The sequence below is a fragment of the Camelimonas fluminis genome, from assembly GCF_014656355.1.
In the GTDB taxonomy this organism is placed as follows: Bacteria; Pseudomonadota; Alphaproteobacteria; order Rhizobiales; family Beijerinckiaceae; genus Camelimonas; species Camelimonas fluminis.
The window spans coordinates 1-24,669 of sequence record NZ_BNCG01000014.1; the positions used below are offsets into that span (position 1 = coordinate 1).

Genomic DNA, 24,669 nt, shown 5'->3' on the forward strand with positions numbered 1-24,669 from the left:
GACCAACCCAAAGGTCAGCCTGAGCGAGCCTCTATCTACGCAGTGCGTCGATGTTCTCTTGACCATCCCAGGAACAAACCCGAAAGTCCGTCCCAAAATGTTCCGCAAGGACAACGCCGTCTGCGCTTCTCTTTCCGATGCAATTGTCAAAGAGCAAGGCCGTCCAGATTACCAGACAACCGCCAGATGAACAAACCCGAAACAGGCGAAAACCCCGACCATTCGATCGGTCCGTTCCGCCTGACTTTCGGGAAGTCTCCGGTAAGCTTCAGGGCCGCGCCCCGTCGCTGATGAGCGGCTTATAGGACCCCGCTCACCCAACTGTCAACGCCAGCCTTCGCAAAAAGTTCAAAATCCCCGCAAAACGCCCGACAGGGCGACGAGGCCGTATACGCTCAACGTTGCGCAACATTTTCACGAAACAAGGTTTTTCGACAAAAAACGCCGGAGCCCTCCCTGTGGAAGGCTCCGGCGCCAATGCATCGCTGTTTTGCGCCGGATACGGATCAGGCCGCCTGGTCGTCCGGGTTTTCCGTTTCCGGCTTGCGGCCGAGGCCCATGGATTTTGCCAGCGCCGAACGCGAAGCCGCATAGTTTGGCGCCACCATCGGATAATCGGCCGGCAGCCCCCAACGCGCCCGATAATCTTCCGGCGTCATGTCGTAGGCCGTGCGCAGATGACGCCTGAGCGATTTGAAGCGCTTCCCGTCCTCAAGGCAGATGATGTAGTCCGGCGTCACCGAGCGCTTGACCGGCACAGCCGGCTGCGGCGCCTCCTCAGCGGCTGGGGCCGCCCCCTGCCCGAGACGCTGCAGGGACGCATGGACGGACGCGATCAGCGCCGGCAGCTGATCCCGCTCAACCCGGTTATTGGCGACAAATGAAGCGACGATGTCGGCGGTAATCACCACCATCTGCCCGCTTCCCTCAGTTCTCTCCATAACGCACTCTCCTTCAGGAAGCGCTAATCTACGCAATATATGAAAAAGTAGAAGTTCAAAATTCCGACATGTTGCGGGTCTTTATCAGGGTTTGCTGGAATTTTCTCTGACACTGTTCAGAAATATCCAACCTCACAATCCGGTGATTGTCGGCGCGCCGGCGCGCACCTGCCAGGACGCCGCGACATTCCCCCGGATCGTACGGCCATCACAGCGGCGTAGTTCGGGAATCCAGGTTTTGCTGGCGCGTGCCGGGTTCATCAAACGGGCGGACTGGCGCAATATCTTCGCCGGATTTGTGTTCTGATAATCATATGGCGATATCGGTTCCATCCATCGCGAACTATCTGGAGACCAGGGCGATGCGCGCGACGGTCAGGCTGGGTTATGCAGGCGCACTGCTGGCGGGGATGCTTGCAGCGGCGCCAGCGCTTGCCTCAAAGGCCGATACGCCGGTTCCGGGCAAGACATCGGCGCTGATGCGGGAAAAGGGTATGATGCCTGGCGGCGGCGTGCTCGTCCGCGTCTTCAAGAAGGAAGCGGAGCTGGAAATCTGGAAGCAGCGCGCCGATGGTCGCTATGCGTTGTTGAAGACCTTTCCCGTATGCCGCTGGTCTGGCCGCCTGGGCCCCAAACGCAAGACTGGCGACCGTCAGGCGCCTGAGGGTTTTTACGACATCACGCCCAGGCTGATGAACCCGAACTCCTCCTATCATCTGTCCTTCGACACCGGCTTCCCCAATGCCTACGACCGGGCCAATGGCTATACCGGCTCCTATCTGATGGTTCACGGCGTCTGCTCGTCCATGGGCTGTTACGCCATGACGAACGACGGCATCGAGGAAGTCTACGCGCTGTTGCGCGACGCTTTCCGGGGCGGACAGAAGGCCGTCCAGTTTCAGGCGTATCCATTCCGCATGACCGCGAAGAACCTGGCGCGGATGCGCGACGATCCGGACATCGATTTCTGGCGCCAGCTGAAAACCGGCTATGACCGCTTCGAGGCCACCGGCCAGCCGCCCCGGGTCGGAGTTGCGGGAAAACGCTATACTTTCGCGCCGTACAGGGAGCGACGAGTCGAGGAGCTGGCCAGGGCGCGCCTTGGCGAAGAGCAGGAGGCCATCAGCAAGCAGATTGATGACGGCGCGCCAGCCATCCGCATCACCTATGTAGACGGCGGCATGCACCCGCACTTCGCCCGCATGCGCAACCATCCCTCGCTGGGCGTCATCAGCCGTCCGGAGGCGCTGGCTTTCGCCGGCCGGGACGTCATCATCCGGCTGGGCGTGCGCAAGGCGCCGCCAGTGATGATGGCGCAGGGCGCAATCAGCATGACCTTCGCGCGTCTGGCGGGCTGGCGGAACGCCACCCCGCCGGTCCCGCAACTGCCGCCGTCGGGCGCGCCGGCGCCGGAGCCCACATCCTCGTCAGCGCGCATCGCCATGGCGCATGACGGCGCCCGCGACGCCATGGTTTCGGCGGCGGGCCCGGATGCGACGACAACATCCGATCCGGTTCGCCTTGCCAGCGCGATGTCTGCGCGCGTCCCGACCTGGACGCGCAGCGTCCTGGCCATGGGGCCGTCAATTCCCTGACTCAGGACCGGCCGAGTTCGCGCGCGATGCGTTTGCAATTGGCGATCCACGCCACCGAATAGGGAATGTCGGCCGCGTCTGGCTGTGAGCTGAAGGCGGCGATCACCACCTCACTGGTGGGACAGACATAGAGCCACTGCCCATGGATGCCCGCTCCGCCAAAGGCGCCGGTTTCCTCATCGAACACATACCATTTGCTGCGGTAGCGGCTGGCGGGGAAATCCATGGCCGCGAAATTGCCGCGCCGCCAGGCGTCCCGGTCGCCATTGGCGCGAATATCGTCAACCCACCAGGCCGGAATGATCTGGCGGCCATTGGCCACGCCGCCGCGACGCATCATCTCGCCGAAGCGGGCGAGATCGCGCGTGGTCATGCATATGCCGCCGGCGGCGCGCGGCGCGCCGAACGAGTCGAGCGTGACCCAGGCTTCGCGTTCCGCGCCCATGGGGCGCCAGATCCATTCGGACAACATCTGGGCGAAAGGCGCGCCGCCCGCCCGCTCCAGCACCCAGCCCAGGGTGTCGGTATCCACCGAGACGTAGTGGAAAGCCGCGCCATGCGCGCCGTCGCCAGGCGTTTTCAGGCGGGCGAGGAAACCGCGCAGATCAGCGCCGCCAACAGCGCCGCCCGGGTCCCAGCCCACGGCGCGACGATACGCCGGCATGTCGCCGTTGGGGTCCGCGTAATCCTCGCTGAAACCGATGGAGACTGTCATGTCCAGCAGATGCCGCACCGTGGCGCTGGCGTAGACAGAGTTTTTCAGCTCCGGCGCATAGTCGGCGGCGGGCCTGTCCGGATCAAGCAGGCCACGATCGGCCAGCACGCCGGCGAGCGCGCCCGTGACCGATTTGCTGACCGAAAACAGGATGTGCTGCTGGCCGGTTTCAAGACCGTTGTCATAGAATTCATAGGCCAGTTCGCCACGACGCAGGACGACGAGGCCATCAATGTTGATGGCGCGCAGATATCGCTGACCAGGCATGCGCTGACCGGCTGCGTCGACCAGTTCGAGTTCGCCCAGATCACGCCAGGCCTCGCGCAATGTGGTGACCTCGCTGCCGGAGGCGCCGGCGACGGCCGCCGTGGGAACGAGGCTGCGCAGGTTGCGAAATCCCCATTTGCTGAAAGGCGACTGCCGCCAGTTGGCGAGCGTCACCTGCCCCTCAGGCCCTGGCGGGGCGCCCTGCATCAGTTGCTGCTTCATGACGTTCCTCCATGGCGCCTTCCCAGGGCGAAGCCGTGGAAACACCGCGTGTTTTTCTGTTGTGCGAGACGCGGCCGCGGGCCGGCGTCACATTCTGGCCCGAACAGTCTGGCATGAGGAATTCAGTCCCGCCATGCGTCTGGCGTCAGTTGGCCGCAGCGCGCCATGCACTGCTTGCGACACAGGCAACGACCGGGAAAGATTGCAACGGTGCATGCAATATGGCACCCAGCAGCGTCACATCATGCAATTTGCGTCGCAACGGCAAGAGCGTTCCGCAGGTCGGCCTGCCTTGGGTCCATGCGGATTGACGTTCTAGCCCGGTGGGATTGCTCCGCCGCCATGGCGGGATCATCACGATGATCTGCCTGAGCGGTTCAGGCGACGCCAAACAGAGGCTTCACCTTGGACGCCGCACGCGCGTCCTGTGAAGTGCGGAATATTGTCAGCATCTGAATTTCGTAAAATGGTCGTCGCCAGCATTCAGGCGGCGTTTCTTGTTGTTCCGGGCCTTTGCGCCGCCGCGAACGCCAACGCACCCGTGGCCACGGCCGATGCGCGCCTGACGCGCTCACTCATGCGGCTCGAACCGGCACAGCGTTTCCAGCAGATTTGCGACGTCGCGGCGATGAAGATGATCGCCCGGGAAAGCGACGGCATGCGTCCCGACCGCGCCATGCTCGACGCCCTGTCGCCGCCCAGTGAGAAGGGCGATACGCTCGCCGGTTCAGGCGCCGCCGTGCGCAGCAAGGGCAAATGGCGGCAAATGTCTTTCAGTTGCGAAGCGACTGCGGACCGGCTGTCGGTCCTGCGCTTTACTTACAAGCTGGGCGACGAAATCCCCGGCAGCCAGTGGGAGCGTTACGGGCTCTGGCAGTAAGTCTGCCCGCATACCCGCCCCCCGCCGAAGAGACAGCGCCAGGCTGGCCGGACCCAGCGCCCTGCGCGACGGCCGGCTGCTCCATACGCCGCACCCGCGTCGTCTGCACCCGCGTCGCCTGATGGATCAGACACGGGCCGGCCGTTCTTCCGGGACGTTGACGCGCGCCGAATTCTCCCGAGCGCTTGCTCCTTCTCATTCCTTCTCCTTTCCCCTGCCCTGCCCCATTCGCCCGGAGCCATGGGCCATCGTTGCGAGCTGGAAAACGTCGCCACGACATTGATTGCGCGCGCAGCGGAAACTGCGCCACTATGGGCGTTGAAATTCTGTCGAACGCACTGGTGCGCCCATGTTTCTTGTCTGGCTGCTTTGTCTGATCGTGCTGTTTGCCGCCGGTCTGGTCTGGTTCGCGGCGCGCACCCAGCGGCGGGTGGAGGCGGCCGTGCCGCCCGTCGGCCAGTTCATCACGGTTGATGGCCAACGGCTGCATTATGTCGACACCGGCGGCGATGGGCCTGCCATCGTCATGATCCACGGCCTTGGCGGCTCGCTCTGGAACTTCACCTATGCGCTGGTGGACCGGCTGGCGGGAGATTTTCGCGTCATCGCCCTCGACCGGCCAGGCGCTGGCTACTCCGGCCGGGCGGATGGGGCCGCGGCCAACCCGGCGGCCCAGGCGGCGACGATCGCCAGGTTCATTCAGGCGTTGAAGCTGGATCGTCCTCTGGTGGTGGGGCATTCGCTGGGCGGCGTCATTTCCCTCGCCCTGGCGCTCAACCATCCGCAGCAGGTCGGTGGTCTGGCGCTGGTCGCGCCGCTCACACACCCGCAGGAAGCGGAGGCCGGAGCGTTCAAGGGCCTGGCGATCCCCTCCCCCGCCCTGCGCAGGATCATTGCCTGGACCACGGCCATCCCCATGACGATCCTCAGCGCCCGGGCGGTGATGAAGTTCGTCTTCGCGCCCGATCCGGCCCCGGAAGATTTCGGAACGCGCGGCGGCGGCCTGCTGGGCCTGCGCCCGGGTAATTTCTACAACACGTCGAGCGATCTGCTGGCGGCCGGCGACGACCTGCCCGACATGACGGCGCGGTATCCGTCGCTGTCTGTGCCCTTCGGCATGATCTACGGCCGGGGCGACACCCTGCTCGACTACCGCCTGCAGGGTGAGGCGATGAAGCAGAAGACGCCGGATCTGGACCTGGTGCTGCTCGACGGTCGCGGCCACATGCTGCCGATCACCGCGCCGGACGACACGGCCGCCCTGATCCGCAGCGTCGCCGCGCGGATGTAATCACCGCCCGCCCCCCCGGCGGGTTGCCTCCAGGCTCCAGCCTCCCGCCGGTTCAGCCAGGCGGCGAAAATCTTGGGCGGGTCCGGTGCGCCAGGCTGCACCGGACACGCTCTATTTTATATGGCCTGACGCATTGCGCGTCGCTGGCGCGCCGCCTCGCACGATGAACAAGCCGGCTCAGCTTTCTTCAAGGCGCCTCAGTCGCGCGCATCCTTGCGCGCCTGTGCGTCCTTGACGAACTGGGAGACGCGGCCGGCCTCCATCGGGCTGCCAATCTGTTTCGTCTTCTTCGATGGCTTGGGAGCCATGCCCTCGCTGGTTGTCTGGCCGCCGTCGGGGATGGCCGGCTTCCTGGCGGCTTTTTTCAGTTTGAGCGCGCGGCGGGAACTGCTGACCAGTTCCTGGCGGGCCGCGACGACCTGCCGTCGCGACAGTTCGCGGTTGGCGCGCTGGATCGCGCCGGACAGCACCCGCGCCTTCATTTTGGAACCGCTATTGTCGGTGGCGGGAGAAGCCGACTGGGCCTTGCCGCGCATTTCCCGCCGCTGCTGACGGGCGATGGTCCGCGCCCGGTCCCGGCGCTCCCGCAGCAGTCCCACCGTCTTGCGCAATTCGGCGTCCGCCACCGCGGTGATTTCCGCGCGCCGCGTCAGCGCGACAAGCTCCAGTTCGTCCCGTGACAACAATCTGCGTTCAGCTCTGGTTTCGATAGCCATCCGCCGGCTCCTCCCTCATCGCCAAAACAGGGAGCAGCGTGGCACAGATCACCAGGCGAACCAAGGCGGACGGCCGCAACTGGATTTCACGTTTCCTGAAGTCTCGCCAGCATGGCGCAAGACACAAAAAAACCCGCCGGAGCGGGTGTTTTTTGAGAAGATGGTGGGCGCACTAGGGCTCGAACCTAGGACCCGCTGATTAAGAGTCAGCTGCTCTACCAACTGAGCTATGCGCCCATCTTCAGTCCGGCGGGGCGTTTGTGACCGCCGCCGTTTGGTGAGCGGTGGATACCAACCCGCCCCCCGGTTGTCCAGCGTCCCGAAAGCGCCGGACCAAACTTTTTTATGACGCTGGGGAAAAATGGCGCGTCTGTGCATAACATGGCGGCCCATCCCCGGTCCCCTGTCGGGGCCCAGTCAACGGCAACCCGGCTCGCGGGACGCCTCGCGCGCCTCCCGGCGAGAGCCTGGCCGTCGTGGCCGGGCAACGCCCGGATCGCGATCGGCGGGCCATGGTCGCGGGGACGCCGCAACGCGAACCCCAAACGCCCTTCGCAAAGCAAAACGGGCGGCCAGAGGCCGCCCGTTCCGTCTATACCGGCGCGGACCGTACGCGACGAAAGCTTCAGACGCCGTCGTGCTGGGCGTGCCTGCGGGCGCCCCGCGCCGCCTGGGCCTGCAACTTGTTAAGCGCCGACACATAGGCGCGGGCCGAGGCCACCAGGGTATCCGGGTCGGCGCCGCGGCCGGTGACCGGCGCATTGTCGCCGGCGGTCAGCCGCACCGAGACTTCCGCCTGGGCGTCGGTGCCCTCGGTCACCGCGTGCACCTGGTACAGCTCCAGGATCGCCTCATGGGGTGCCAGCTCCTTGATGGCGTTGAAGATGGCGTCCACCGGACCGTTGCCAGTGGCTTCGGTTTTCACGGTCTGCCCGTCGATCTCCAGCTCCAGCGTGGCCTTCTGCGGCCCCTGGGTGCCGGCAATCACCGCCAGCGACGCCACGCGGATGCGGTCGTGGGCGTTCTGCATGCTTTCATCAACGATGGCCTCGATGTCCTCGTCGTAGATGTGCTTCTTGCGGTCAGCCAGCTCCTTCATGCGGCGGAAGGCGTCCTCGATGGCGTTGTCGCCAAGCGTGTAGCCCATGGACTTCAGCCGGTCCCTGAAGGCATGACGGCCGGAGTGCTTGCCCAGCACCAGCGCGTTCTTGCTCAGCCCAACCGACTCCGGCGTCATGATTTCATAGGTCGCCGGGTTCTTCAGCACGCCGTGCTGGTGGATGCCGCTCTCATGGGCGAAGGCGTTGCGGCCGACGATGGCCTTGTTGAACTGCACCGGAAACGAGGTGACCGACGACACCAGGCGTGAGGCGCGGGTCAGCATGGTCGTCTCGATATTGGTCTGGTACGGCAGCACGTCGGCCCGGGTGCGGATCGCCATGACGATCTCTTCCAGCGCCGCATTGCCGGCGCGCTCGCCGATGCCGTTGATGGTGCACTCGATCTGGCGGGCGCCGCCCTTCACGCCGGCCAGCGAATTGGCGACGGCCATGCCGAGGTCATTGTGGCAGTGCACCGAGAAGATCGCCTTGTCCGAGTTCGGCACGCGGGCGCGCACGGTCTCGAACAGCGCCCGATATTCTTCCGGCGTGGTGTAGCCGACGGTGTCGGGAATGTTCACCGTCGTGGCGCCGGCCTTGATGACGGCCTCGACGCAACGGCAAAGGTAATCGATCTCGGTGCGGGTGCCGTCCTCCGACGACCATTCCACGTCATCGGTCCACTGGCGGGCGCGGGTGACGGCGGCGATGGACGCCTCCAGCACCTCGTCCGGCGTCATGTTGAGCTTGGCGCTCATGTGCAGCGGCGAGGTGGAGATGAAGGTGTGGATGCGACCCCGCGCCGCCGGCTTGATGGCCTCGCCGCAGCGGTCAATGTCGCCGAGAGCGGTGCGCGACAGGCCGCAGATCACCGAATTCTTGCTGCGGCGGGCGATCTCACGCACCGATTCAAAATCGCCGTCCGAAGCGATGGGGAAACCGGCCTCGATCACGTCGACGCCCATGGCGTCGAGCAACTCGGCCACCTGAAGCTTCTCCTCGAAGGTCATCGAGGCGCCCGGGCACTGCTCGCCGTCGCGCAGGGTGGTGTCGAAAATAATGACGCGATCGGAACCGGAAGTGGCGGCGCTATGCGAAGTCATGCTGTGTCCTTCAGGCGCGCCCCACGTGCGCGCGGAATTTTCCGGAGTTTTCGCTGTGGCGCGCAGGCGCGGCAAATGCCGCGTCATCGCAGGCGCGCCGCACGTGCGCGGATTTTGGCGCTGTTTTACCGGGGCGACGATGGCGGCGCAAACATAATTGTGGCCAGCAATTTCTGTCGCGACCCACGCCCGGGGCCCTTGCCTTGCCAGCGATTTCAACGCCAGTCTGTGGTTCCCGTTTCAGGCCGTGTTCCGGTGAGCCCTGGCCTGCCGGAATTCGCTCCGTCGACCGGCTCCCATGCAGTTTGCACGCTGCGCGCCGCCCTCCACAAAAAGCTGGTTTCGCTTTTTGTGAAAATGCTCTCTGGCTTCTGGAACCTTTGCATGATCTTGCGCCGCCTGGTTCTCCCCGCCCTCATCACGGCTCTCGCCGGTGGTCTCGCCGCCTGCGTATCTGGCCAGGAGTCGCCGGCTCCGGTCATGCCGCCGCTGGCCCAAACGACAGATGTGAACGGCGACGCCGCCACGGGCAGCGGCGCTTGCGGCCTCCAGGTTGCGCGCCTGCGCCGCATCCTCGCCCAGGACCGGGAGATGGGTCACATCAATGAAAGCGTTTACCGGCGCATGGCCCCTGGCGTCGAACAGGCGGCGGCGAAATGCCGGGCCGGCGACCAGAACGGCGCCCTCGCCATTCTGGCGAACCTCAAACGCAAAAACGGCTACTATTGACCCAAGCGCGGCGTGCGATCCGGACGCGGTTCAAGCCGCGTCCTCAGCGAAAGCGGCGGCAAGCCAGGCGATCATGAAGGGCTGCATGCGGGCCGCATCGATATCAGCCGGGCCGCGCGCCAGATAGACGTCGGCCAGCTCCGGCGCGGCATCGGCGGCGATGAAGCTGCGGATGCGCGCCGCCAGTTCATCAGCCGGCAAGGCCGAGCGCGCCTCGCGCATCAGGGCGACCCGGCCACCGTCGAGCACCGCCCGCCATGTGCTGGCGAAGGCCAGTTCGCTGGCGTCGAGGCCTGTTTCCTCCGCCAGTTCGCGAACGATATTGCCCTGCAGGTCCAGCGCGCCGTCAGGGAGAACGTCCGACAGGTCGGGCGTGCCGGCGGCGAAATAGATCTGGCCCGCGTTGGCGGTGTGCCTGCCCTGAACGCCGGCGAGCCATGGCCCGTCAGCAGCGCGCAAGGCCGCCATCGAGAAACCGTTGACCACCGTTTCGTCAGGCCATCCCAGATCGCGCCAGGTCAGGAAGGCGGCGAAATCCACCGGCAGATACGTCGCTTCATAGCGCCCATCAACAATCACCGGGCGGCGCGACAGCAGCACGCGGCCGTTGAACATCCGCGGCTGGCGTTCCAGCGCCGCCCGCCAGTGCCGGTCGATCGCGTCGCGGTTGGCGTCGGCCCAGGGCCAGGGCTCTTCCACCACGCGCGCGGAAACCGTGCGCACCGGGATGATGGCCGGCGCGCCGCGCCAGGGAAAGGCGCCGCGCGCGCAGACAGCAACGCCGTCGCTCACAGCTGCGTCGCCTCAAAGATACGCGACGGCGCCACGAATTCCTCCTGGGCCAGAACCAGTTGCAGTTCGCTCTGGCCGGATGCGGCCGTGGCGGCCAGCAACCCATGCACCGAGGAGGCGGCGGCGCTGACAGCGCTGGCTATGGAGCGCTCGCGCAGATAATGGGTGAAGAACAGCGCCGCCGTGACGTCGCCGGCGCCGGTGAAATAGCGGTCGATGCGCGGCGTGCGCACGCCCCAGACGCCCTCGGGGCCAGACGCGACCATATCAATGCAATCGTCCGGCGTTTCCGCCGTGTGCAGCGAGGTGATCAGCAGGATGGAAGGGCCAAGCCCGTGGGCGATCCGAATGGCTTCGCGCGCTTCCGCCATTGATGCGACCGAGCAGCCTGACAGCAATTCCAGCTCAAACTGGTTGGGCGTGGCCACATCGGCGGCGGGCATCGCCTGGCGGCGCATGAACTCCGGCACGTCCGGTCGCACGAAGACGCCGCGCCCCACGTCGCCGATCACAGGATCACAGCAATACAGCGCGCCAGGATTCGCGGCCCGCACCCGCGCCGCCACGTCAAGGATGGCGTCGCCGATCGCCGCCGAACCCGCATAGCCGGAAAGCACGCCGTCGCATTGCGGAAACACCCCGCGCGCTTCGACGCCGCGTGCGATCTCCGAGATCATCGCCCCCTCGAACACCGGCCCTGTCCAGTCGCCATAGCCCGTGTGATTGGAAAACTGCACGGTGAGAATCGGCCAGACATCGACGCCCATGCGCTGCATCGGAAACACCGCAGCCGCATTGCCGACATGACCATACGCAACGTGGGACTGGATGGACAGGATGTTCATGGGGTCTCCCTGGCTGAGCGGGATAAAGGCGGCGGCGCTCGTACGCCCCGACGCTGTCGGACGTCGCCCCGGACCGAGGCCGCGCCGCTGGCAAATTAACTGCTTTGCGATGACGCGCCAGCCCCCTCCATTACAGCGCGGCAAAGACGCAACGAAGAGACAGGCGCATCGACGCGAGGTCCCGGCGGCCCCGTCCGGATTTGGTTTGATGAACGCAACTGCGCCCATTTCCCAGGATATTTCTTTTCAGGATATCGCTTGCCCAGGGAGTTCTTGCCCAGTCTCTTGTCCAGCAGATCTCGGCAACCCATACGGGCGGGCGGCGGCGATTTCGCCAGCCGGCCCGCACCGTCTACGATGCATCGCAGCCACCTCCGCCCTGGACACCAGATGAATTTCACAGAAATCGCACAGACGGTCACCAGCTTCATCCAGCAGCATCAGGCGTGGGCGCCCTTCATCGTCGGCGCGCTGGCCTTCGCCGAATCAATGGCGATTGTTTCATTTATCGTGCCGGCCACAGGCATGCTGCTGGCGATCGGGGCCCTGCTCGCAGCCAGCGGCATACCGTTCTGGCCGGTATGGGCGGGCGCTGCGATCGGGGCGATTCTCGGCGACTGGATTTCGTACGCGGTCGGCTATTGGCTGAAAGACAGCATTCGCGGCTACTGGCCGTTTTCGCGCGTGCCCCACTTCATGGACAGGGCCGAGGCATTCACGCGCAAATGGGGCGTCCCGGGCGTATTCATCGGGCGTTTCTCCGGTCCGTTGCGCGCCTTCGTGCCGCTTGCCGCCGGCGTATTTCACCTGCCGCATATTCCTTTCCAGATCGCCAATATATCATCCGCCATGATCTGGAGCTTCGCCATGCTGGCCCCCGGAGAAGCGCTTAACTGGTTCAGGCACTTACAATAAATACATTGCATGATATAGTATATTCTATCTCGTCTCTTCTATTCATCGTGTGACGACTGGGAGACTGACTGATGGAACAACTGATTTCTCTCGCCATGAACCTGATCGGCGGCGCCGCCGGCGGCGGCATGACTGGTCGCGCGGCGCCATCCGTTGACATGGGCAGCGCCATCAACGCCGTAGCCGGAGCGGTTGGCGGCGGCGTACTGGGCCAGGCGTTGCAGACAGCATTGCCAGCGCTGCAGAGCTCATCTGCAACGGATTTCACCGCTCTCGCCGGCAATCTCGTCGGCGGAGGCGCCATGGGCGCCGTCGTTACGGCAATCGTCGGCCTCGTGCTGAACCGGCTGCGCCCGTCAAACTGACGCCAAACCCAGTGAGCCTGGCTCATGCGGTTTGACGGCGGGTTTCAGGCGAAGCCCTGGCGGCGCAGGCATGCCCCGCAAGGACATACGTCGTACTGTTTTGCGGCTTTGCCGGTCGCCGACGCCACAGGGCAGCGCGGCCCGATGGGGGCTGGCGCGCCGGATGCGGGCGGATCCCTCCGCCCCCACGGTCCGGCCAATAAAAAACACGAACGGGCGGGCCCGTTCGTGTCCAGATCTTCAGTGCTCGGGAAACAGCGCCGGCGCGGCGTTGCTTCCAGGTCTTTTCGACCTCAGTTCTTCGACTTGTCGACCAGGGCCTTTTCCTTGATCCACGGCATCATGTCGCGGAGCTTGGCGCCAACTTCCTCGATCGGGTGAGCGTTGTTGCGGGCGCGGGTGGCCTTGAACGACGCCTGGTTGACCTTGTTCTCGAGCATCCAGTCGCGGGTGAACTTGCCCGACTGGATGTCCTCCAGCACGCGCTTCATCTCGGCCTTGGTCTCGGCGGTGATGATGCGCGGGCCCGTGACGTACTCGCCGTACTCGGCGGTGTTGGAGATCGAGTAGTTCATGTTGGCGATGCCGCCCTCATAGATGAGGTCGACGATCAGCTTCAGCTCGTGCAGGCACTCGAAATACGCCATCTCCGGAGCGTAACCCGCCTCGACGAGGGTCTCGAAACCGGCGCGGATCAGCTCGACGGCGCCGCCGCACAGCACGGCCTGCTCGCCGAACAGGTCGGTCTCGCACTCCTCCTTGAAGGAGGTCTCGATGATGCCGGCGCGGCCGCCGCCATTGGCGGAAGCGTAGGACAGGCCGATGTCATGGGCGTTGCCGGTCGCGTCCTGATGGATGGCGATCAGGGTCGGCACGCCGCCGCCACGCAGGTATTCGGAACGAACGGTGTGGCCCGGGCCTTTCGGGGCGACCATCAGCACGTCCAGGTCCTTGCGCGGCTCGATCAGGTTGAAGTGCACGTTCAGACCGTGGGCGAACATCAGCGCCGCGCCGTTCTTCATGTTGTCGTGCAGGTGATCGCGATAGATGTCGGCCTGCAGTTCGTCCGGCGTCAGCATCATGACGACGTCGGCCCATTTGGCGGCGTCAGCGGGCGACATCACCTTGAAGCCGGCGCCTTCAGCCTTCTTCACCGTGGCGCTGTCCGGACGCAGGGCGATGGCGACGTCCTTGACGCCCGAATCGCGCAGGTTCTGGGCATGGGCGTGGCCCTGGCTGCCGTAGCCGACGATCGCGACCTTCTTGCCCTTGATCAGGTTCAGATCCGCATCGCGGTCATAGTAAACACGCATCACATACATCCTCTGGCGAAGGTCGCGGGCCAAGTGCCGACGATCAGATCAGAACTGGCCTGGCCGTCGTCGCCCCACGACATCCAGACCACCGGGTCGCCGTGCGGCGCGAGGGCCGCGCCACGGACGCTCCGGCAATGAAAACAGACGGAGGCGGTAAAACCCGCCACGGCCAGTTGGTCAAGTCATTCCTTGCCGCCAATGGCCGCTTCTGGCGAAGCCTTCGCATCCGGTCGCATGTTTCCGGCTTGCGGATCGAAAAATCGCCAGCCGCCGCCGGCGCGACATCCGGCGAATTCTCCAGAAATACGGGCTCCGCCGTCCGGCGACGCCGGCGCGCATTCCCCCTGCGGCCAATCCAGGCGATGCTGCCTGAATGATGACCAGAAATGACCTCACTGCCCCCGCCGCCGCCAACGCGCCGCCGCCGACCCAGGCGGCCGACCTCGTCGCGGCCTGGCGGGACGCCGGCTACGAAAAATGGTTCAACCGCGACGACGCCTTCGACGCCATGCTGCGCGAGCGCTTCGGCGAGGCCCAGGCCGCGGCGGCGCATGGCCTGCTGGACGACTGGCAGGCGACGCCGGAGGGCGCTCTCGCCCTGGTGCTGCTGCTCGACCAGATTCCGCGCAACATCCACCGGAGCACGCCGGCGGCCTTCGCCACCGACCCTGCGGCGCGACGGGTCGCCGCCGCCAGCCTGGAGCGCGGCTACGACACGCGGGTTGCGCCGGAGTTGCGCAGCTTCTTCTATCTGCCGTTCATGCACTCGGAAGAGCTGGCTGACCAGAAGCGTTGCGTCGCCCTGTACCAGGCGCTCGGCAACGCCGATAGCCTGCGCTATGCGGAGGAACACCACGACATCATCGCCCGCTTTGGCCGTTTTCCGCATCGCAACCGCATTCTGGGACGCGAAACGTCGGCGGACGAGCAGGCCTACCTCGAAGACGGCGGCTTTACCGGCGGGCAGTGAGCCCGCCACAAGCCTTCTGGAACCCGGCCTTTTGAACCTCAGCCCTTGGATGATCCGCGCGGCAGGGCGGCGACGCCCGTGCGGGCTACGTCCACGACGCCGGTTTCGGCCATGACGCGGATGAACCGGTCAACCTCATCGATGGCGCCGGTGAACTCGAAGATGAACGAGTTCAGCGTGGCGTCGAGGGTGCGGGCGCCAAAGGCCTGGGCGAGACGCAGGGCCTCGACGCGGTGTTCGCCGCGGCCGGCCACCTTCACCAGCGCCAGTTCGCGCTCCACGGCCTCGCCACTGGCGGTGAGGTCGTCGACCCGGTGCACCGGCACCAGCCGGTCAAGCTGCGCCATGATCTGGGCGATCGCCGCGTCGTCGCCAGAGGTAACGATGGTGATGCGCGAGAGGTGCTCCTCATGCTCGGTCTCGGAGACGGTGAGGCTCTCGATATTGTAGCCACGCCCCGAGAACAGGCCGGCGATGCGCGCAAGAACGCCCGGTTCGTTGTCGACAATCACCGCCAGGGTGTGGCGGGCGATTCTCTGGGCGGCCGGCGCGTCGGAATAGTGCGATTTCATCAGTTGTACCCAGTCTTTGGCGTGACCCGGCAGCGGCCCTCAGGGCCGGCGGCAGCCGTTATTTCAAACAAAGGACGCGCATCAGAAACGTGCGGCCAGCGTCTCGTCGATAGTGTCGTAATCGGGAATGCCCGGCTCCTTCAGCCCCGCCGCGCGCCACTCCTGAAAGGCCGGCAGCGCCAGCACCGCATCCATATAGGCCCGGCAGACGTCATCGACCGGAATGGAGTAGCCATCGAGGCGGCAAACGACCGGCGCATACATGGCGTCGGCGGCGGTGAAACCGCCGAAGAGGAACGGCCCCGACGCGCCATGCTTTTCGCGCAGCCCGCGCCAGATGGCGCAAACCCGGGCAACGGCCGCGTCGACGGCCTCGCCCCGGTCGCGGGCGGCGAACCGCATGCCGAGATTCATCGGGCAGGCCATGCGCAGGGCCTGGAAGCCTGAGTGCATCTCGGCGGAAACGGAGCGGGCCACGGCCCGGGCGGCCGCATCGGACGGCCACAGGCCCGCTGCGGGAAACCGCTCGGCGACATATTCGATGATCGCCAGCGAATCCCACACCGTGAGATCGCCATCCCGCAAGACCGGCACGACGCCGGATGGGGAATGCCTGGCGATCTCCGCCTTCGTGTCCGGCTGACGCAGGATGACGACCTGCTCATCGAACGGGACGCCGGCGACGCGCATGGCGAGCCAGGGGCGCAGCGACCACGACGAGTAGCGTTTGCTGGCGACGATCAGCTTCATATCCACATACTCCCGGCTGCAAAAGCCCTGACTGTGAATTCCCAGGCAGTGGGCTCCCAGGGTTACCGGCGCCGCAGTTTCAGGCGAAACGGTCCGCCCCGCCTGAAACAGACCGCGTCAGACGAGCATCTTGCCGGCTTCGTCGATCACCGAACCAATGTCGGTGGCGGCGTCGCCGAGGATCATCTCGTTGTGCGCCTTGCCCGACGGAATCATCGGGAAGCAGTTTTCCATCTTGTCGACGATGCAGTCGAAGATCACCGGACGGTCGGTGTTGATCATCTGCAGGATCGCCGCGTCGAGCTCCTTCGGATCGCTGCAGCGGATGCCGACGCCGCCGTAGGCCTCGGCCAGCTTGACGAAGTCCGGCAGGGCCTCCGAATAGCTTTCCGAATAGCGGCCGCCGTGCAGCAGTTCCTGCCACTGGCGCACCATGCCCATGTATTCGTTGTTGAGGATGAAGATCTTCACCGGCAGCCGGTGCTGCAGCGCCGTCGACATCTCCTGCATGTTCATCAGGATCGACGCCTCGCCCGCCACGTCGATCACCAGGGCGTCCGGATGAGCCATCTGCACGCCGATGGCGGCGGGCAGACCGTAACCCATGGTGCCGAGACCACCGGAGGTCATCCAGCGGTTTGGCTCCTCGAACTTCAGGAACTGCGCCGCCCACATCTGGTGCTGGCCCACCTCGGTGGTGAAGTAGACGTCGCGGTCCTTCGTCAGCTCCTGCAGACGCTGCAGGGCGTACTGCGGCTTAATGGTCAGATCCGAATTGTGGTAGGCGAAACCGTTGCGGGCGCGCCAGGCGTCGATCTGCTTCCACCAGGCGTCCAGGGCCGTCCTGTCCGTGCGCCCGCCGGCGACGCGGTAAAGACGCACCATGTCCTCGAGCACGTGGGCGCAGTCGCCGATGATCGGCACGTCGACCTTGACGTTCTTGTTGATCGACGAGGGGTCGATGTCGATGTGAACCTTCTTCGAACCCGGCGAAAACGCGTCCAGACGGCCGGTGATGCGGTCGTCGAAACGGGCGCCGACGCAGATCATCAGATCGCAGTCATGCATGGCCATGTTGGCCTCGTAGGCGCCGTGCATGCCCAGCATGCCCAGGAACTGGTTGTCCGAGGCCGGGAACGCGCCAAGGCCCATCAGCGTCGAAGTGATGGGGAACCCGGTCAGGCGCACCAGCTCGCGCAGCAGCGCGGAGGCCTCGCGGCCAGAATTGATGACGCCGCCGCCGGTGTAGAAAATGGGCTTTTTCGCTTCGCCCATCATTTTCACGGCGGTGCGGATCGCCTCCAGATCACCCTTCACCTTCGGGCGATAGGTCTTGTGCTGGTTGTCGCGCGGCCGCTCATAGCTGCCGGAAGCGAACTGGATGTCCTTCGGAATATCGACAACCACCGGCCCGGGGCGCCCGTTTGAGGCCACATAGAAGGCCTCGTGCAGGATGCGCGGCAGGTCCTCGATGCGCTTCACCAGATAGTTGTGCTTGGCGCAGTGGCGGGTGATGCCAACCGTGTCGCACTCCTGGAAGGCGTCCGAGCCAATCAGATGAGTCGGCACCTGGCCGGTGATGCAGACCAGCGGGATCGAATCCAGCAGGGCGTCGGCGAGACCGGTCACGGCATTGGTGGCGCCAGGACCCGAGGTGACGAGCACGCAACCGACCTTGCCGGTGGAACGGGCATACCCTTCAGCGGCGTGCACGGCGCCCTGCTCATGGCGGACAAGAACGTGACGCACCTTTTCCTGATGGAACATGGCGTCATAGATCGGCAGCACGGCGCCGCCTGGATAGCCGAAGATGTGCTCGACGCCCTGATCCTGGAGGGCGCGGATGACCATTTCGGCGCCGGTCATTGTCTCGCTCATGGTTCTTCTCCCGTCTCCGCCCGCTGTGTGCATCCGGCTTCTGGCTGGAGCAACAGCGTTTTTCGTGTTGCTGGCGCGCGATCGCCAGCTGGAGCCTGTCCTGTCGTAGGTGAGCGACGCCTGACGCCGACATCCCGGGTCTGCTTCAGGCAACAAAAAAGGGCCCCGAGGGACCCTGCATGCGCCATCAGCGGACCTGCGGTTGTCACCGCTCCGTCGATGGCGCCTCACATACGATAAGAATAGCGCGCATTGCGCCTCACTCCTGTTTCGATAGTGGCGGGACGCTAGCGGATGCGAAGGAAGGCGTCAACGACAATTTCTGCCGTTAATCGCAAGCGGCGATGACAATTCAGGACGCGCGCCGGCAACGCGTTCACGCCGCGCACGCGGCCTCCATAGAGCGTCTGCTCTCCAGCGTTGCTGGCGTCATCGTCAGATCGCTTCACACTACGTGCGGCGTGATCCAGCGCATGCCGAATGCAAACCGGAGATTGCCATATGTTGGCCACGCCGCCGCGCCTCGACCACGCCCCGTTCTACGACGCCGTGAGCAAAGGGGAGTTTCCGGCAGCCCACGACTTCATGCAGCGGCGCTATATCGCGCCGTTCCGCTACGGGAATCCATTGCGGCCGATCCCGATATTCAGGGGCGTTTCATCCCGGCAGTGGGACGCCATCCAGGCCGCCGGCCTGAGGGGTGGAGCCGCCGCACCCTCCCCTGAGAGGCGGGCGTCACGACCGGACATTGCGTCAGGCAGCCTGGAGCGTCCCACCGTCCTGTTCGGAGAGCCCTCACCTCACCAACACGGCGTCGACGATCTCCCGGAGGATCAGGCCGCCGACATGTTCCGCACAATCATCAGCTGCCGGACCGACGAATACGGCAGGGTGGTGGGAGAGGTGAGGATTACCTGCTGGAGAACCGGCGGGGACGGGCGGCCGGCGGCGACGAGCCGGCGAGCGTCATGGTCGGATCACGACCCGATCGATCTTCCCGCCAGCGCGACGGGCCATCACGCCATATCTGGCGCGCCCGGCAGAACCGCCCGCCGGGTGAAGCAAGACGATCTGCCCGGTGGAACAGGCCTTCGCCAGATCACGGGAGAGGGCCCCGTCAGGGACGGGATCCGCGACATGGACGAGCTCATTCTCATTTCCTGAGGCAACGATCCCAATGCGACGGCCCGGGGTCCCCAGTGCGCGCGCTGACCCCGAACAGCAAGGAATGTCTCATGGCTGAATGGTGGCGACGACCAACGCCATACCTGCTTCATCCGGAAGGTCCGGAAGATCCGCCAGACATCGCCCCACCCCGCAATGACCAGCATATCCAGGGCATTGTGCAACCCGTTAACCCGAATCCGCCGCCCAACCCCGACTTTCCGTGGGACATCCCGCCGATACCTCGCCCCAGATTGCGTCTGCAAGGCCGCGTCCCCACACCAGCTCCTCGCCTTCGCGGCGCGAACAGGCGGCTCACTCCCCCCCAACCACTTCCTAGGACCGTGCGCCTCTGGGCAGAGCCCCCGCCAGCCTCCCACACCATGAGAAACCCCACTGGCGCGGGGGCGGCGGAGGTCGCCGATCTCCCCATCGCGGCTGTGGCGCGCCCGACGCCGGTCCCGGCGCCGCGCATGCGCTCACTGGCGCCGCGGAACGGAAACGGTCAGGGAGAGAGTTCCGGTCAGGCGTGGGGAGCAACGGCGGCGCCAGCCCAGCCGGGCCGCGTGCGCCCTCCAGCCATCGACGCCGGCCGCGACCCGGCGCCCGTCGCTGACGCGGGAGGCGGGGCCGCGCCTAACGATACGCTGGAAAATTTACTGGCCGACCTGGATGATCTCACAAGATATTTCGGCGCCATTTGACCCATCAACTGGCGGTATCCGCCAGAGGAGCCGGAGACAAAATCGCTAAATTGCGGCGCTGAACGACGGCGCAATCATTGTCGCTCACCAAAACAGCGGCCATCCGACCTGCGAGCTGGCTGGCCAATCGAGGCTACCGGCGCACGAAATGGCGCCCGCATCATCCCGCGAAAAGAGTTTGATCATGTTTCCCGAGCGGAGGTGCAGCAACGTCCCCCTGCCCGCGCGACGTCAGCGCTTCGGCCTGACGCGGGCAACGGCGCCCCGCTCAAGGTCCCGTCTGCCCGGATCAACGATCCCCGCGATTCCAGGGCATGCACGTCGTCCGGGCGCTCATGGCGCATGATGCGGATACGCGCCGCGTGATGATGCCTGGTCGCAGACAACAGGTTTCAGCACGATGCCATCCGAAGTCACGTCCCGATTCAGGTTGCCAGCCGCCAGCTCGCTCCCGCCATCCGGATGCCCTGATGCCCGGCGCGCCCGCGCGTTCAGGCGGCCGCGCGGCTTCGTGGCGCAACAGATTCGCCCCAACCTTTCAGCAGGGCGCGGCGCGCCAGCAGCAGGCAGCCGAATGGGAGACGCCTGTCATACGCGCGCTCAGGATCCCGGCCTGGCGTGAACCTCTGGAACTTCCCCGCCCCCCAATGCGCAACCGCCAACTCCAGCCGGGCGTCGCGTGGACGCCATGCCGATGAGGCGGAAGTCATGAAACCCGACGGCCCCTGGTTCCGCGCATACCGGAACAAAGCCGGCTTTCTGGTCACAGAAATATAAAAGCCATGCTTCAGACCGCCACCCACGTCCAGCCCGCCATCTGGTGGCGGAACCAGGTGAACTGGCGCTTGGCGTAATGGCGGGTGTCGGCTTTGCCGCGCGTCACCGCATCTTCCCGCGCGGCCGCGCCGCGCAGCCAGGCCGTCAGGCCCGGAACGCCGTGGGCGCGCATCACCGGCAGCGCCGGATCGAGGCCGCGCGCCGCGAGGCGCTTCACTTCCTCCACCGCCCCCTCGCGCATCATCTGGTCGAAGCGCGCGTCGATGCGCGCATACAGCGTCGCCCGTTCCGGAGCCAGGAACAGCCGCTGCGTCCGCGCCGCAGCCAACGGCCCGGCGACGCGCTGCTCCTGGAACGCTGCAAGGGAACGACCGGTCGCCGCGACCACCTCAAGCGCCCGCAGGATGCGCTGGCGGTCTCCCGGCTCAAGACGGGCGGCCATCAGCGGATCGCGCGCGGCGAGGCGCGCATGCAGGGCGTCGCCGGCCAGCAGTTCAGCTTCGGCGCGCAGGGCGGCGCGCAGCTCCGGCGGCACGGGCGGAATATCCGACAACCCCTCCAGCAGCGCCCGGAAATACAGGCCGGTGCCGCCAACGAAGATAGGCGTCAGGGCAAGATCGCGGGCCCGCTGCAACTCCTGCTCCGCCGCCGCCAGCCAGCGCGCCACCGAATAATTCTCCGCCCCGTCAACGACGCCGTAGAGCCGGTGGGGAGCAGCCTGTTCGTCAGCGGCGGACGGGCGGGCGGTGAGCACATGCAGGTCCCGGTAGATCTGCATGGAGTCGGCGTTGATGACCACGCCATTGAGACGCCGGGCCATGTCGATGGCCAGTGCGGACTTGCCGGATGCGGTCGGGCCTGCGATGAGAACCGCGTCCACGGGTTCGCCGGGCAAGATCACGTCCGCGAGGGCCTTCCGTTCCGGTTCTTCCACGATAGCAGCCACGCGCCATGTCCCTTGCAACTCATCAAACCGAAGCTTCTGTCGCGACCCTGGTCGCAAGTCCAGCCCTCGCCGGCTCCGGGCTGCTCGCGGCGCACGGCCCCAACAGCCTCGTCCCGCGACTGAAGATGCTGGCGGCGTCGTTGGCCAGCGGCCCCGTATTCACCACCGAGCTGGCGGAAGACCGGGCCGTGGATCTGGTGTTTCCGTCGCCGGCGCCGGTCGATCTGATCGAGGCGCAGTTGCGCGCCCTGATCGATGAGGCCAGGGCGCCCGTGGACATTATCGTCCAGCCGGCGGCGCATCGCCGCAAGCAACTGTTCCTCGCCGACATGGATTCGACCATGATCGGCCAGGAATGCATCGATGAGCTGGCGGATTTCGTCGGCCTGAAGCCGCAGGTGTCTGAGATCACCGAGCGGGCCATGCGCGGCGAGCTGGCGTTCGAGCCGGCGCTGCGCGAGCGGGTCGCCCTGTTGAAGGGGCTCGACCTTTCGGTGGTTGACGCCATCGTCGCCGACCGGCTGATCCTGACGCCCGGCGGGCGTGAGCTGGTGATGACCATGCGCGCCAATGGCGCCCACACCTGCCTCGTCTCGGGCGGCTTCACCGTGTTCACCGGCCCGATCAGCGAGAAGATCGGCTTTCACGAGCACCATTCCAACACGCTCGCATACGCCGACGGCAAACTGACCGGCGTGGTGATCGATCCCATTCTGGGCCGCGAGGCCAAGAAGGCGACGTTGCTGCGGCTGCGCGAGGAGCTGAAGCTGCCTCCCGAAGCGGTGATGGCGGTGGGCGACGGCGCCAATGATCTCGACATGCTGCAGGAGGCGGGGCTCGGCGTCGCCTATTACGCCAAGCCCGCAGTAGCCGCCGCCGCCAGCGCCCGCATCAACCATACGGATCTGGCCACCCTGCTGTTCGCGCAGGGCTATCGCGAGGAAGAATTCGTGCGCTGACGCCGAAACCTGGCGGGCCTGGCCCACCGGGAGCCTGGATGGCGGAACAAAAAAGCCGGGTCCCTGCGGACCCGGCTTTCATTTTGCCTGCCGTCTGACATGACGGCCGCGACGGAACCAGGACTGGCCCGGGCGCGCCAGGCCAGCCATTTGCCCGTCCTTACTCGATGGGCAGCGCCACGAAGCGGACGTCGCCGCGCGGATTGGCGACCAGCAGCAGGGCGGACTTCTTGCCGTCCTTCTTCAGGGCGTCGATGCGCTTCGTCACGTCGGCCGGCGACGCCACCTGCTCCTGGTTCACCTCGACGATGGTGTCGCCAGGCTGCAGGCGCTTTTCAGCAGCGCGGGAATCGGGGTCGACGCGAATGACCAGAGCGCCCTTGACGTCGTCCTTGATGTTGAAGCGGCTGCGGCCTTCCGACGTCAGCGGAGCCAGGTCAAGGCCGAGGGTCTTGCTGACGGTTGGCTTGGCGACGCCAGGCACGTTCTCACCGCGCGCGGCCATTTCCTTCTCGCCGTCCTCAAGACGGCCAAGCTTGATCTTCAGCGTGACTTCCTTGCCCTTGCGGACGACAACCACGTCGGTTTCCTTGCCGACGGGCGAGAACGACACGATGCGCGGCAGCTCACGGCTGTCCTTCACATCCTGACCATCAAAGCGAATGATCACGTCGCCCACCTGCATGCCAGCCGGCTTCGCAGGGCCCTTCTCATCAATGCCAGCGACCAGGGCGCCGCGCGCCTTGCCGAGACCAAGCGCCTCGGCCGTGGCGTCGTCGACGTTCTGGATGCGCACGCCGAGCCAGCCGCGACGGGTCTCGCCGAACTTCTGCAACTGCTCGATCACCGGCGCGGCCAGCGATGAAGGCACGGAGAAACCGATGCCGACCGAACCGCCGCTGGGCGACAGGATGGCGGTGTTGATGCCAACCACCTCGCCGGCCATGTTGAACAGCGGACCGCCGGAATTGCCCTTGTTGATCGCCGCGTCGGTCTGGATGTAGCTGTCGTACGGACCCTGATCGATATTGCGGTTGATGGCGGAGACGATGCCGGCCGAAACCGAGCCGCCGAGGCCAAACGGGTTGCCGATGGCCAGCACCCACTCACCGATGCGCATCTTGCTGGAATCGCCGAACTTCACGGCGGTCAGCTTCGTCGCGCCCGGCTTGACGCGCAGCACCGCCAGGTCGAGCTTGGAATCCTTGCCGACGATCTCGGCCTTCATCTTGGTGCCGTCATTGAGAATCACCTCGACGTCATTGGCGTCGCCAATCACGTGATTGTTGGTGACCACGACGCCGGCGGCGTCAATGATGAACCCGGAGCCGAGCGAGCTGGACTTGCGCTGGCGGCGCGGTCCTTCACCAGGTCCACCCGGTCCGCCGGGGCCGCCGCGACGGTTGAAGAACTCCTCGAACAGGTCCTCAAACGGCGTGCCGCGCGGGATCTGCGGCAGCATGCGGTCCTTGCCCTGCTCCACCGTCGTCGTCGCCGAGATATTCACGACGGCGTTGGTGACCTGGTCGGCAAGATCCTCGAATCCGGCGGGGCCGCGGGCCTGCGCCGGGGCGGCGCCAAACGCCAGCCCGAGCGCCAGCGCTGCGGCCGCCATGATGTTGAATCCAGCAAATTTCATAAATCCTCCTTGCCCGCGCACGCGCGCTGCGACAGGCCGGTTCGGGAGGCGCAGGTCCATCGTCCTGCGCCAGAGCCAGATCGGTTCATATGGGCGCCGGAGCGCGCGCATATGAATGGTGAATCCGTCGCTATCGAATATGTCAGGAAACGGTTTGCCTGATCCATGAATCAGGATCGCGCCCTGGCAAGATCATGCATCAGAATCAGAAACGTCCGGGCAGCACAATCTACCCCCGACAAAGCCAAATGATGGCGACGCCGGCAACCGCTGCGACAACACCCGCCATGCGCAGACGTTCCCCGGGCGTTTCAAGAACTTCGGCGGCCATCCGGCGGGTGAAATCCGGGGCGCAGGCCATCAACAGACCTTCGATGGCCAGCAGCAGCCCCAAGGCGACGACGAGATCGGTCACGACGCTGCCTTTCTGGCGCATTTGTCGAGATCTGGTAAGGCGCAGGGGGCCAAAGGCCCCCTGAACAGGTTTCCGCGCGCCGGACCACCTGTCCGGACGCGCG

Annotated in this window: 24 protein-coding genes and 1 tRNA gene; 11 read left to right on the top strand and 14 right to left on the bottom strand. The window is 65.6% G+C overall.

The window, feature by feature from the left end; translation table 11 throughout:
• Nucleotides 1-190 (top strand): hypothetical protein (locus IE243_RS23175; protein WP_210319868.1); only part of this gene is annotated, 190 nt, incomplete at its 5' end.
• A gap of 316 nt (nucleotides 191-506) precedes the next feature.
• On the opposite strand, the gene IE243_RS14585 is transcribed toward IE243_RS23175, so the two are convergent.
• Nucleotides 507-941 (bottom strand): Ros/MucR family transcriptional regulator, encoded by a 435-nt coding sequence (locus tag IE243_RS14585; RefSeq protein WP_191320131.1) that lies wholly within the window; start codon nucleotides 939-941, stop codon nucleotides 507-509.
• Nucleotides 942-1,255: 314 nt separating this feature from the next.
• Between IE243_RS14585 and IE243_RS14590 the strand changes: the two genes are divergently transcribed.
• On the top strand, nucleotides 1,256-2,536 hold the full coding sequence (locus IE243_RS14590; RefSeq protein WP_191320132.1) for a L,D-transpeptidase family protein: 1,281 nt from the start codon (nucleotides 1,256-1,258) through the stop codon (nucleotides 2,534-2,536).
• Nucleotide 2,537: 1 nt separating this feature from the next.
• On the opposite strand, the gene IE243_RS14595 is transcribed toward IE243_RS14590, so the two are convergent.
• Nucleotides 2,538-3,740: a serine hydrolase domain-containing protein gene (locus IE243_RS14595; RefSeq protein WP_191320133.1), complete on the bottom strand. Its 1,203-nt coding sequence runs from the start codon at nucleotides 3,738-3,740 to the stop codon at nucleotides 2,538-2,540.
• A gap of 466 nt (nucleotides 3,741-4,206) precedes the next feature.
• Between IE243_RS14595 and IE243_RS14600 the strand changes: the two genes are divergently transcribed.
• Together IE243_RS14600 and IE243_RS14605 are read left to right on the top strand one after the other, a co-directional pair.
• On the top strand, nucleotides 4,207-4,620 hold the full coding sequence (locus tag IE243_RS14600; RefSeq protein WP_191320134.1) for a DUF930 domain-containing protein: 414 nt from the start codon (nucleotides 4,207-4,209) through the stop codon (nucleotides 4,618-4,620).
• A gap of 349 nt (nucleotides 4,621-4,969) precedes the next feature.
• On the top strand, nucleotides 4,970-5,911 hold the full coding sequence (locus tag IE243_RS14605; RefSeq protein WP_191320135.1) for an alpha/beta fold hydrolase: 942 nt from the start codon (nucleotides 4,970-4,972) through the stop codon (nucleotides 5,909-5,911).
• Nucleotides 5,912-6,108: 197 nt separating this feature from the next.
• Here IE243_RS14605 and IE243_RS14610 read toward each other — a convergent pair whose 3' ends face one another.
• From IE243_RS14610 to IE243_RS14620, 3 genes are all read right to left on the bottom strand, one after another.
• The gene (locus tag IE243_RS14610) at nucleotides 6,109-6,627 is read right to left on the bottom strand and encodes a hypothetical protein (RefSeq protein ID WP_191320136.1); all 519 of its coding nucleotides are present in this window, start codon (nucleotides 6,625-6,627) and stop codon (nucleotides 6,109-6,111) included.
• A gap of 161 nt (nucleotides 6,628-6,788) precedes the next feature.
• Nucleotides 6,789-6,864 (bottom strand) — tRNA-Lys (locus IE243_RS14615).
• A gap of 388 nt (nucleotides 6,865-7,252) precedes the next feature.
• Nucleotides 7,253-8,830: a 2-isopropylmalate synthase gene (locus IE243_RS14620; protein WP_191320137.1), complete on the bottom strand. Its 1,578-nt coding sequence runs from the start codon at nucleotides 8,828-8,830 to the stop codon at nucleotides 7,253-7,255.
• Nucleotides 8,831-9,214: 384 nt separating this feature from the next.
• Here IE243_RS14620 and IE243_RS14625 point away from each other — a divergent pair, with 384 nt between their 5' ends.
• Nucleotides 9,215-9,559: a hypothetical protein gene (locus tag IE243_RS14625; RefSeq protein WP_191320138.1), complete on the top strand. Its 345-nt coding sequence runs from the start codon at nucleotides 9,215-9,217 to the stop codon at nucleotides 9,557-9,559.
• A 30-nt stretch (nucleotides 9,560-9,589) separates the two neighbouring features.
• Here the strand turns inward: IE243_RS14625 and IE243_RS14630 are convergent, their stop codons facing one another.
• Nucleotides 9,590-10,351, bottom strand: a complete 762-nt coding sequence (locus IE243_RS14630) for an NUDIX hydrolase (protein WP_191320139.1) — start codon at nucleotides 10,349-10,351, stop codon at nucleotides 9,590-9,592.
• A complete protein-coding gene (pdxY, locus tag IE243_RS14635) occupies nucleotides 10,348-11,196 on the bottom strand; it encodes a pyridoxal kinase PdxY (protein WP_191320140.1) in 849 nt (282 codons plus the stop codon). Before pdxY ends, IE243_RS14630 begins: the two co-directional genes overlap by 4 nt.
• 390 nt (nucleotides 11,197-11,586) lie before the next feature.
• Here pdxY and IE243_RS14640 point away from each other — a divergent pair, with 390 nt between their 5' ends.
• A complete protein-coding gene (locus tag IE243_RS14640) occupies nucleotides 11,587-12,111 on the top strand; it encodes a DedA family protein (protein ID WP_191320141.1) in 525 nt (174 codons plus the stop codon).
• A 71-nt stretch (nucleotides 12,112-12,182) separates the two neighbouring features.
• Entirely contained in the window at nucleotides 12,183-12,476 is a 294-nt protein-coding gene (locus IE243_RS14645; protein WP_191320142.1) for a hypothetical protein, read from the top strand.
• A 293-nt stretch (nucleotides 12,477-12,769) separates the two neighbouring features.
• On the opposite strand, the gene ilvC is transcribed toward IE243_RS14645, so the two are convergent.
• Nucleotides 12,770-13,789 carry a ketol-acid reductoisomerase gene (ilvC, locus tag IE243_RS14650; RefSeq protein ID WP_191320143.1) on the bottom strand — a complete coding sequence of 340 codons (1,020 nt, stop codon included), beginning with the start codon at nucleotides 13,787-13,789 and terminating at the stop codon, nucleotides 12,770-12,772.
• A gap of 379 nt (nucleotides 13,790-14,168) precedes the next feature.
• Here ilvC and IE243_RS14655 point away from each other — a divergent pair, with 379 nt between their 5' ends.
• A complete protein-coding gene (locus IE243_RS14655; protein WP_191320210.1) occupies nucleotides 14,169-14,762 on the top strand; it encodes a DUF924 family protein in 594 nt (197 codons plus the stop codon).
• A 38-nt stretch (nucleotides 14,763-14,800) separates the two neighbouring features.
• On the opposite strand, the gene ilvN is transcribed toward IE243_RS14655, so the two are convergent.
• From ilvN to IE243_RS14670, 3 genes are all read right to left on the bottom strand, one after another.
• Nucleotides 14,801-15,334, bottom strand: coding sequence for an acetolactate synthase small subunit (gene ilvN, locus IE243_RS14660; RefSeq protein ID WP_191320144.1), 534 nt, complete (start codon nucleotides 15,332-15,334; stop codon nucleotides 14,801-14,803).
• Nucleotides 15,335-15,415: 81 nt separating this feature from the next.
• On the bottom strand, nucleotides 15,416-16,084 hold the full coding sequence (locus IE243_RS14665; protein WP_191320145.1) for a glutathione S-transferase family protein: 669 nt from the start codon (nucleotides 16,082-16,084) through the stop codon (nucleotides 15,416-15,418).
• A gap of 117 nt (nucleotides 16,085-16,201) precedes the next feature.
• Nucleotides 16,202-17,962: an acetolactate synthase 3 large subunit gene (locus IE243_RS14670; protein ID WP_191320146.1), complete on the bottom strand. Its 1,761-nt coding sequence runs from the start codon at nucleotides 17,960-17,962 to the stop codon at nucleotides 16,202-16,204.
• Between the two features lie 501 nt (nucleotides 17,963-18,463).
• On the opposite strand from IE243_RS14670, the gene IE243_RS14675 reads away from it, so the two are divergent.
• Both IE243_RS14675 and IE243_RS23115 read left to right on the top strand, forming a co-directional pair.
• Nucleotides 18,464-19,126: a hypothetical protein gene (locus IE243_RS14675; protein WP_191320147.1), complete on the top strand. Its 663-nt coding sequence runs from the start codon at nucleotides 18,464-18,466 to the stop codon at nucleotides 19,124-19,126.
• Between the two features lie 383 nt (nucleotides 19,127-19,509).
• Nucleotides 19,510-19,830, top strand: coding sequence for a hypothetical protein (locus IE243_RS23115; RefSeq protein WP_194624597.1), 321 nt, complete (start codon nucleotides 19,510-19,512; stop codon nucleotides 19,828-19,830).
• 787 nt (nucleotides 19,831-20,617) lie between these two features.
• Here IE243_RS23115 and miaA read toward each other — a convergent pair.
• Nucleotides 20,618-21,508: a tRNA (adenosine(37)-N6)-dimethylallyltransferase MiaA gene (gene miaA / locus IE243_RS14680; protein WP_191320211.1), complete on the bottom strand. Its 891-nt coding sequence runs from the start codon at nucleotides 21,506-21,508 to the stop codon at nucleotides 20,618-20,620.
• Nucleotides 21,509-21,558: 50 nt separating this feature from the next.
• Here miaA and serB point away from each other — a divergent pair, with 50 nt between their 5' ends.
• Nucleotides 21,559-22,512: a phosphoserine phosphatase SerB gene (serB, locus tag IE243_RS14685; protein ID WP_191320148.1), complete on the top strand. Its 954-nt coding sequence runs from the start codon at nucleotides 21,559-21,561 to the stop codon at nucleotides 22,510-22,512.
• 160 nt (nucleotides 22,513-22,672) lie between these two features.
• Here serB and IE243_RS14690 read toward each other — a convergent pair whose 3' ends face one another.
• Both IE243_RS14690 and IE243_RS14695 read right to left on the bottom strand, forming a co-directional pair.
• Nucleotides 22,673-24,151: a Do family serine endopeptidase gene (locus tag IE243_RS14690; RefSeq protein ID WP_191320149.1), complete on the bottom strand. Its 1,479-nt coding sequence runs from the start codon at nucleotides 24,149-24,151 to the stop codon at nucleotides 22,673-22,675.
• A gap of 229 nt (nucleotides 24,152-24,380) precedes the next feature.
• Nucleotides 24,381-24,566: a DUF2065 family protein gene (locus tag IE243_RS14695; protein WP_191320150.1), complete on the bottom strand. Its 186-nt coding sequence runs from the start codon at nucleotides 24,564-24,566 to the stop codon at nucleotides 24,381-24,383.
• Between the last annotated feature and the right edge of the window lie 103 nt (nucleotides 24,567-24,669).

Coding starts and splice junctions, on each gene's coding strand:
- IE243_RS14585 (WP_191320131.1), bottom strand. CDS start 941: ATGGAGAGAACTGAGGGAAGCGGGCAGATGGTGGTGATTACCGCCGAC.
- IE243_RS14590 (WP_191320132.1), top strand. CDS start 1,256: ATGGCGATATCGGTTCCATCCATCGCGAACTATCTGGAGACCAGGGCG.
- IE243_RS14595 (WP_191320133.1), bottom strand. CDS start 3,740: ATGAAGCAGCAACTGATGCAGGGCGCCCCGCCAGGGCCTGAGGGGCAG.
- IE243_RS14600 (WP_191320134.1), top strand. CDS start 4,207: ATGGTCGTCGCCAGCATTCAGGCGGCGTTTCTTGTTGTTCCGGGCCTT.
- IE243_RS14605 (WP_191320135.1), top strand. CDS start 4,970: ATGTTTCTTGTCTGGCTGCTTTGTCTGATCGTGCTGTTTGCCGCCGGT.
- IE243_RS14610 (WP_191320136.1), bottom strand. CDS start 6,627: ATGGCTATCGAAACCAGAGCTGAACGCAGATTGTTGTCACGGGACGAA.
- IE243_RS14620 (WP_191320137.1), bottom strand. CDS start 8,830: ATGACTTCGCATAGCGCCGCCACTTCCGGTTCCGATCGCGTCATTATT.
- IE243_RS14625 (WP_191320138.1), top strand. CDS start 9,215: ATGATCTTGCGCCGCCTGGTTCTCCCCGCCCTCATCACGGCTCTCGCC.
- pdxY (WP_191320140.1), bottom strand. CDS start 11,196: ATGAACATCCTGTCCATCCAGTCCCACGTTGCGTATGGTCATGTCGGC.
- IE243_RS14640 (WP_191320141.1), top strand. CDS start 11,587: ATGAATTTCACAGAAATCGCACAGACGGTCACCAGCTTCATCCAGCAG.
- IE243_RS14645 (WP_191320142.1), top strand. CDS start 12,183: ATGGAACAACTGATTTCTCTCGCCATGAACCTGATCGGCGGCGCCGCC.
- ilvC (WP_191320143.1), bottom strand. CDS start 13,789: ATGCGTGTTTACTATGACCGCGATGCGGATCTGAACCTGATCAAGGGC.
- IE243_RS14655 (WP_191320210.1), top strand. CDS start 14,169: ATGACCAGAAATGACCTCACTGCCCCCGCCGCCGCCAACGCGCCGCCG.
- ilvN (WP_191320144.1), bottom strand. CDS start 15,334: ATGAAATCGCACTATTCCGACGCGCCGGCCGCCCAGAGAATCGCCCGC.
- IE243_RS14665 (WP_191320145.1), bottom strand. CDS start 16,084: ATGAAGCTGATCGTCGCCAGCAAACGCTACTCGTCGTGGTCGCTGCGC.
- IE243_RS14670 (WP_191320146.1), bottom strand. CDS start 17,962: ATGAGCGAGACAATGACCGGCGCCGAAATGGTCATCCGCGCCCTCCAG.
- IE243_RS14675 (WP_191320147.1), top strand. CDS start 18,464: ATGTTGGCCACGCCGCCGCGCCTCGACCACGCCCCGTTCTACGACGCC.
- IE243_RS23115 (WP_194624597.1), top strand. CDS start 19,510: ATGAGAAACCCCACTGGCGCGGGGGCGGCGGAGGTCGCCGATCTCCCC.
- serB (WP_191320148.1), top strand. CDS start 21,559: ATGTCCCTTGCAACTCATCAAACCGAAGCTTCTGTCGCGACCCTGGTC.
- IE243_RS14690 (WP_191320149.1), bottom strand. CDS start 24,151: ATGAAATTTGCTGGATTCAACATCATGGCGGCCGCAGCGCTGGCGCTC.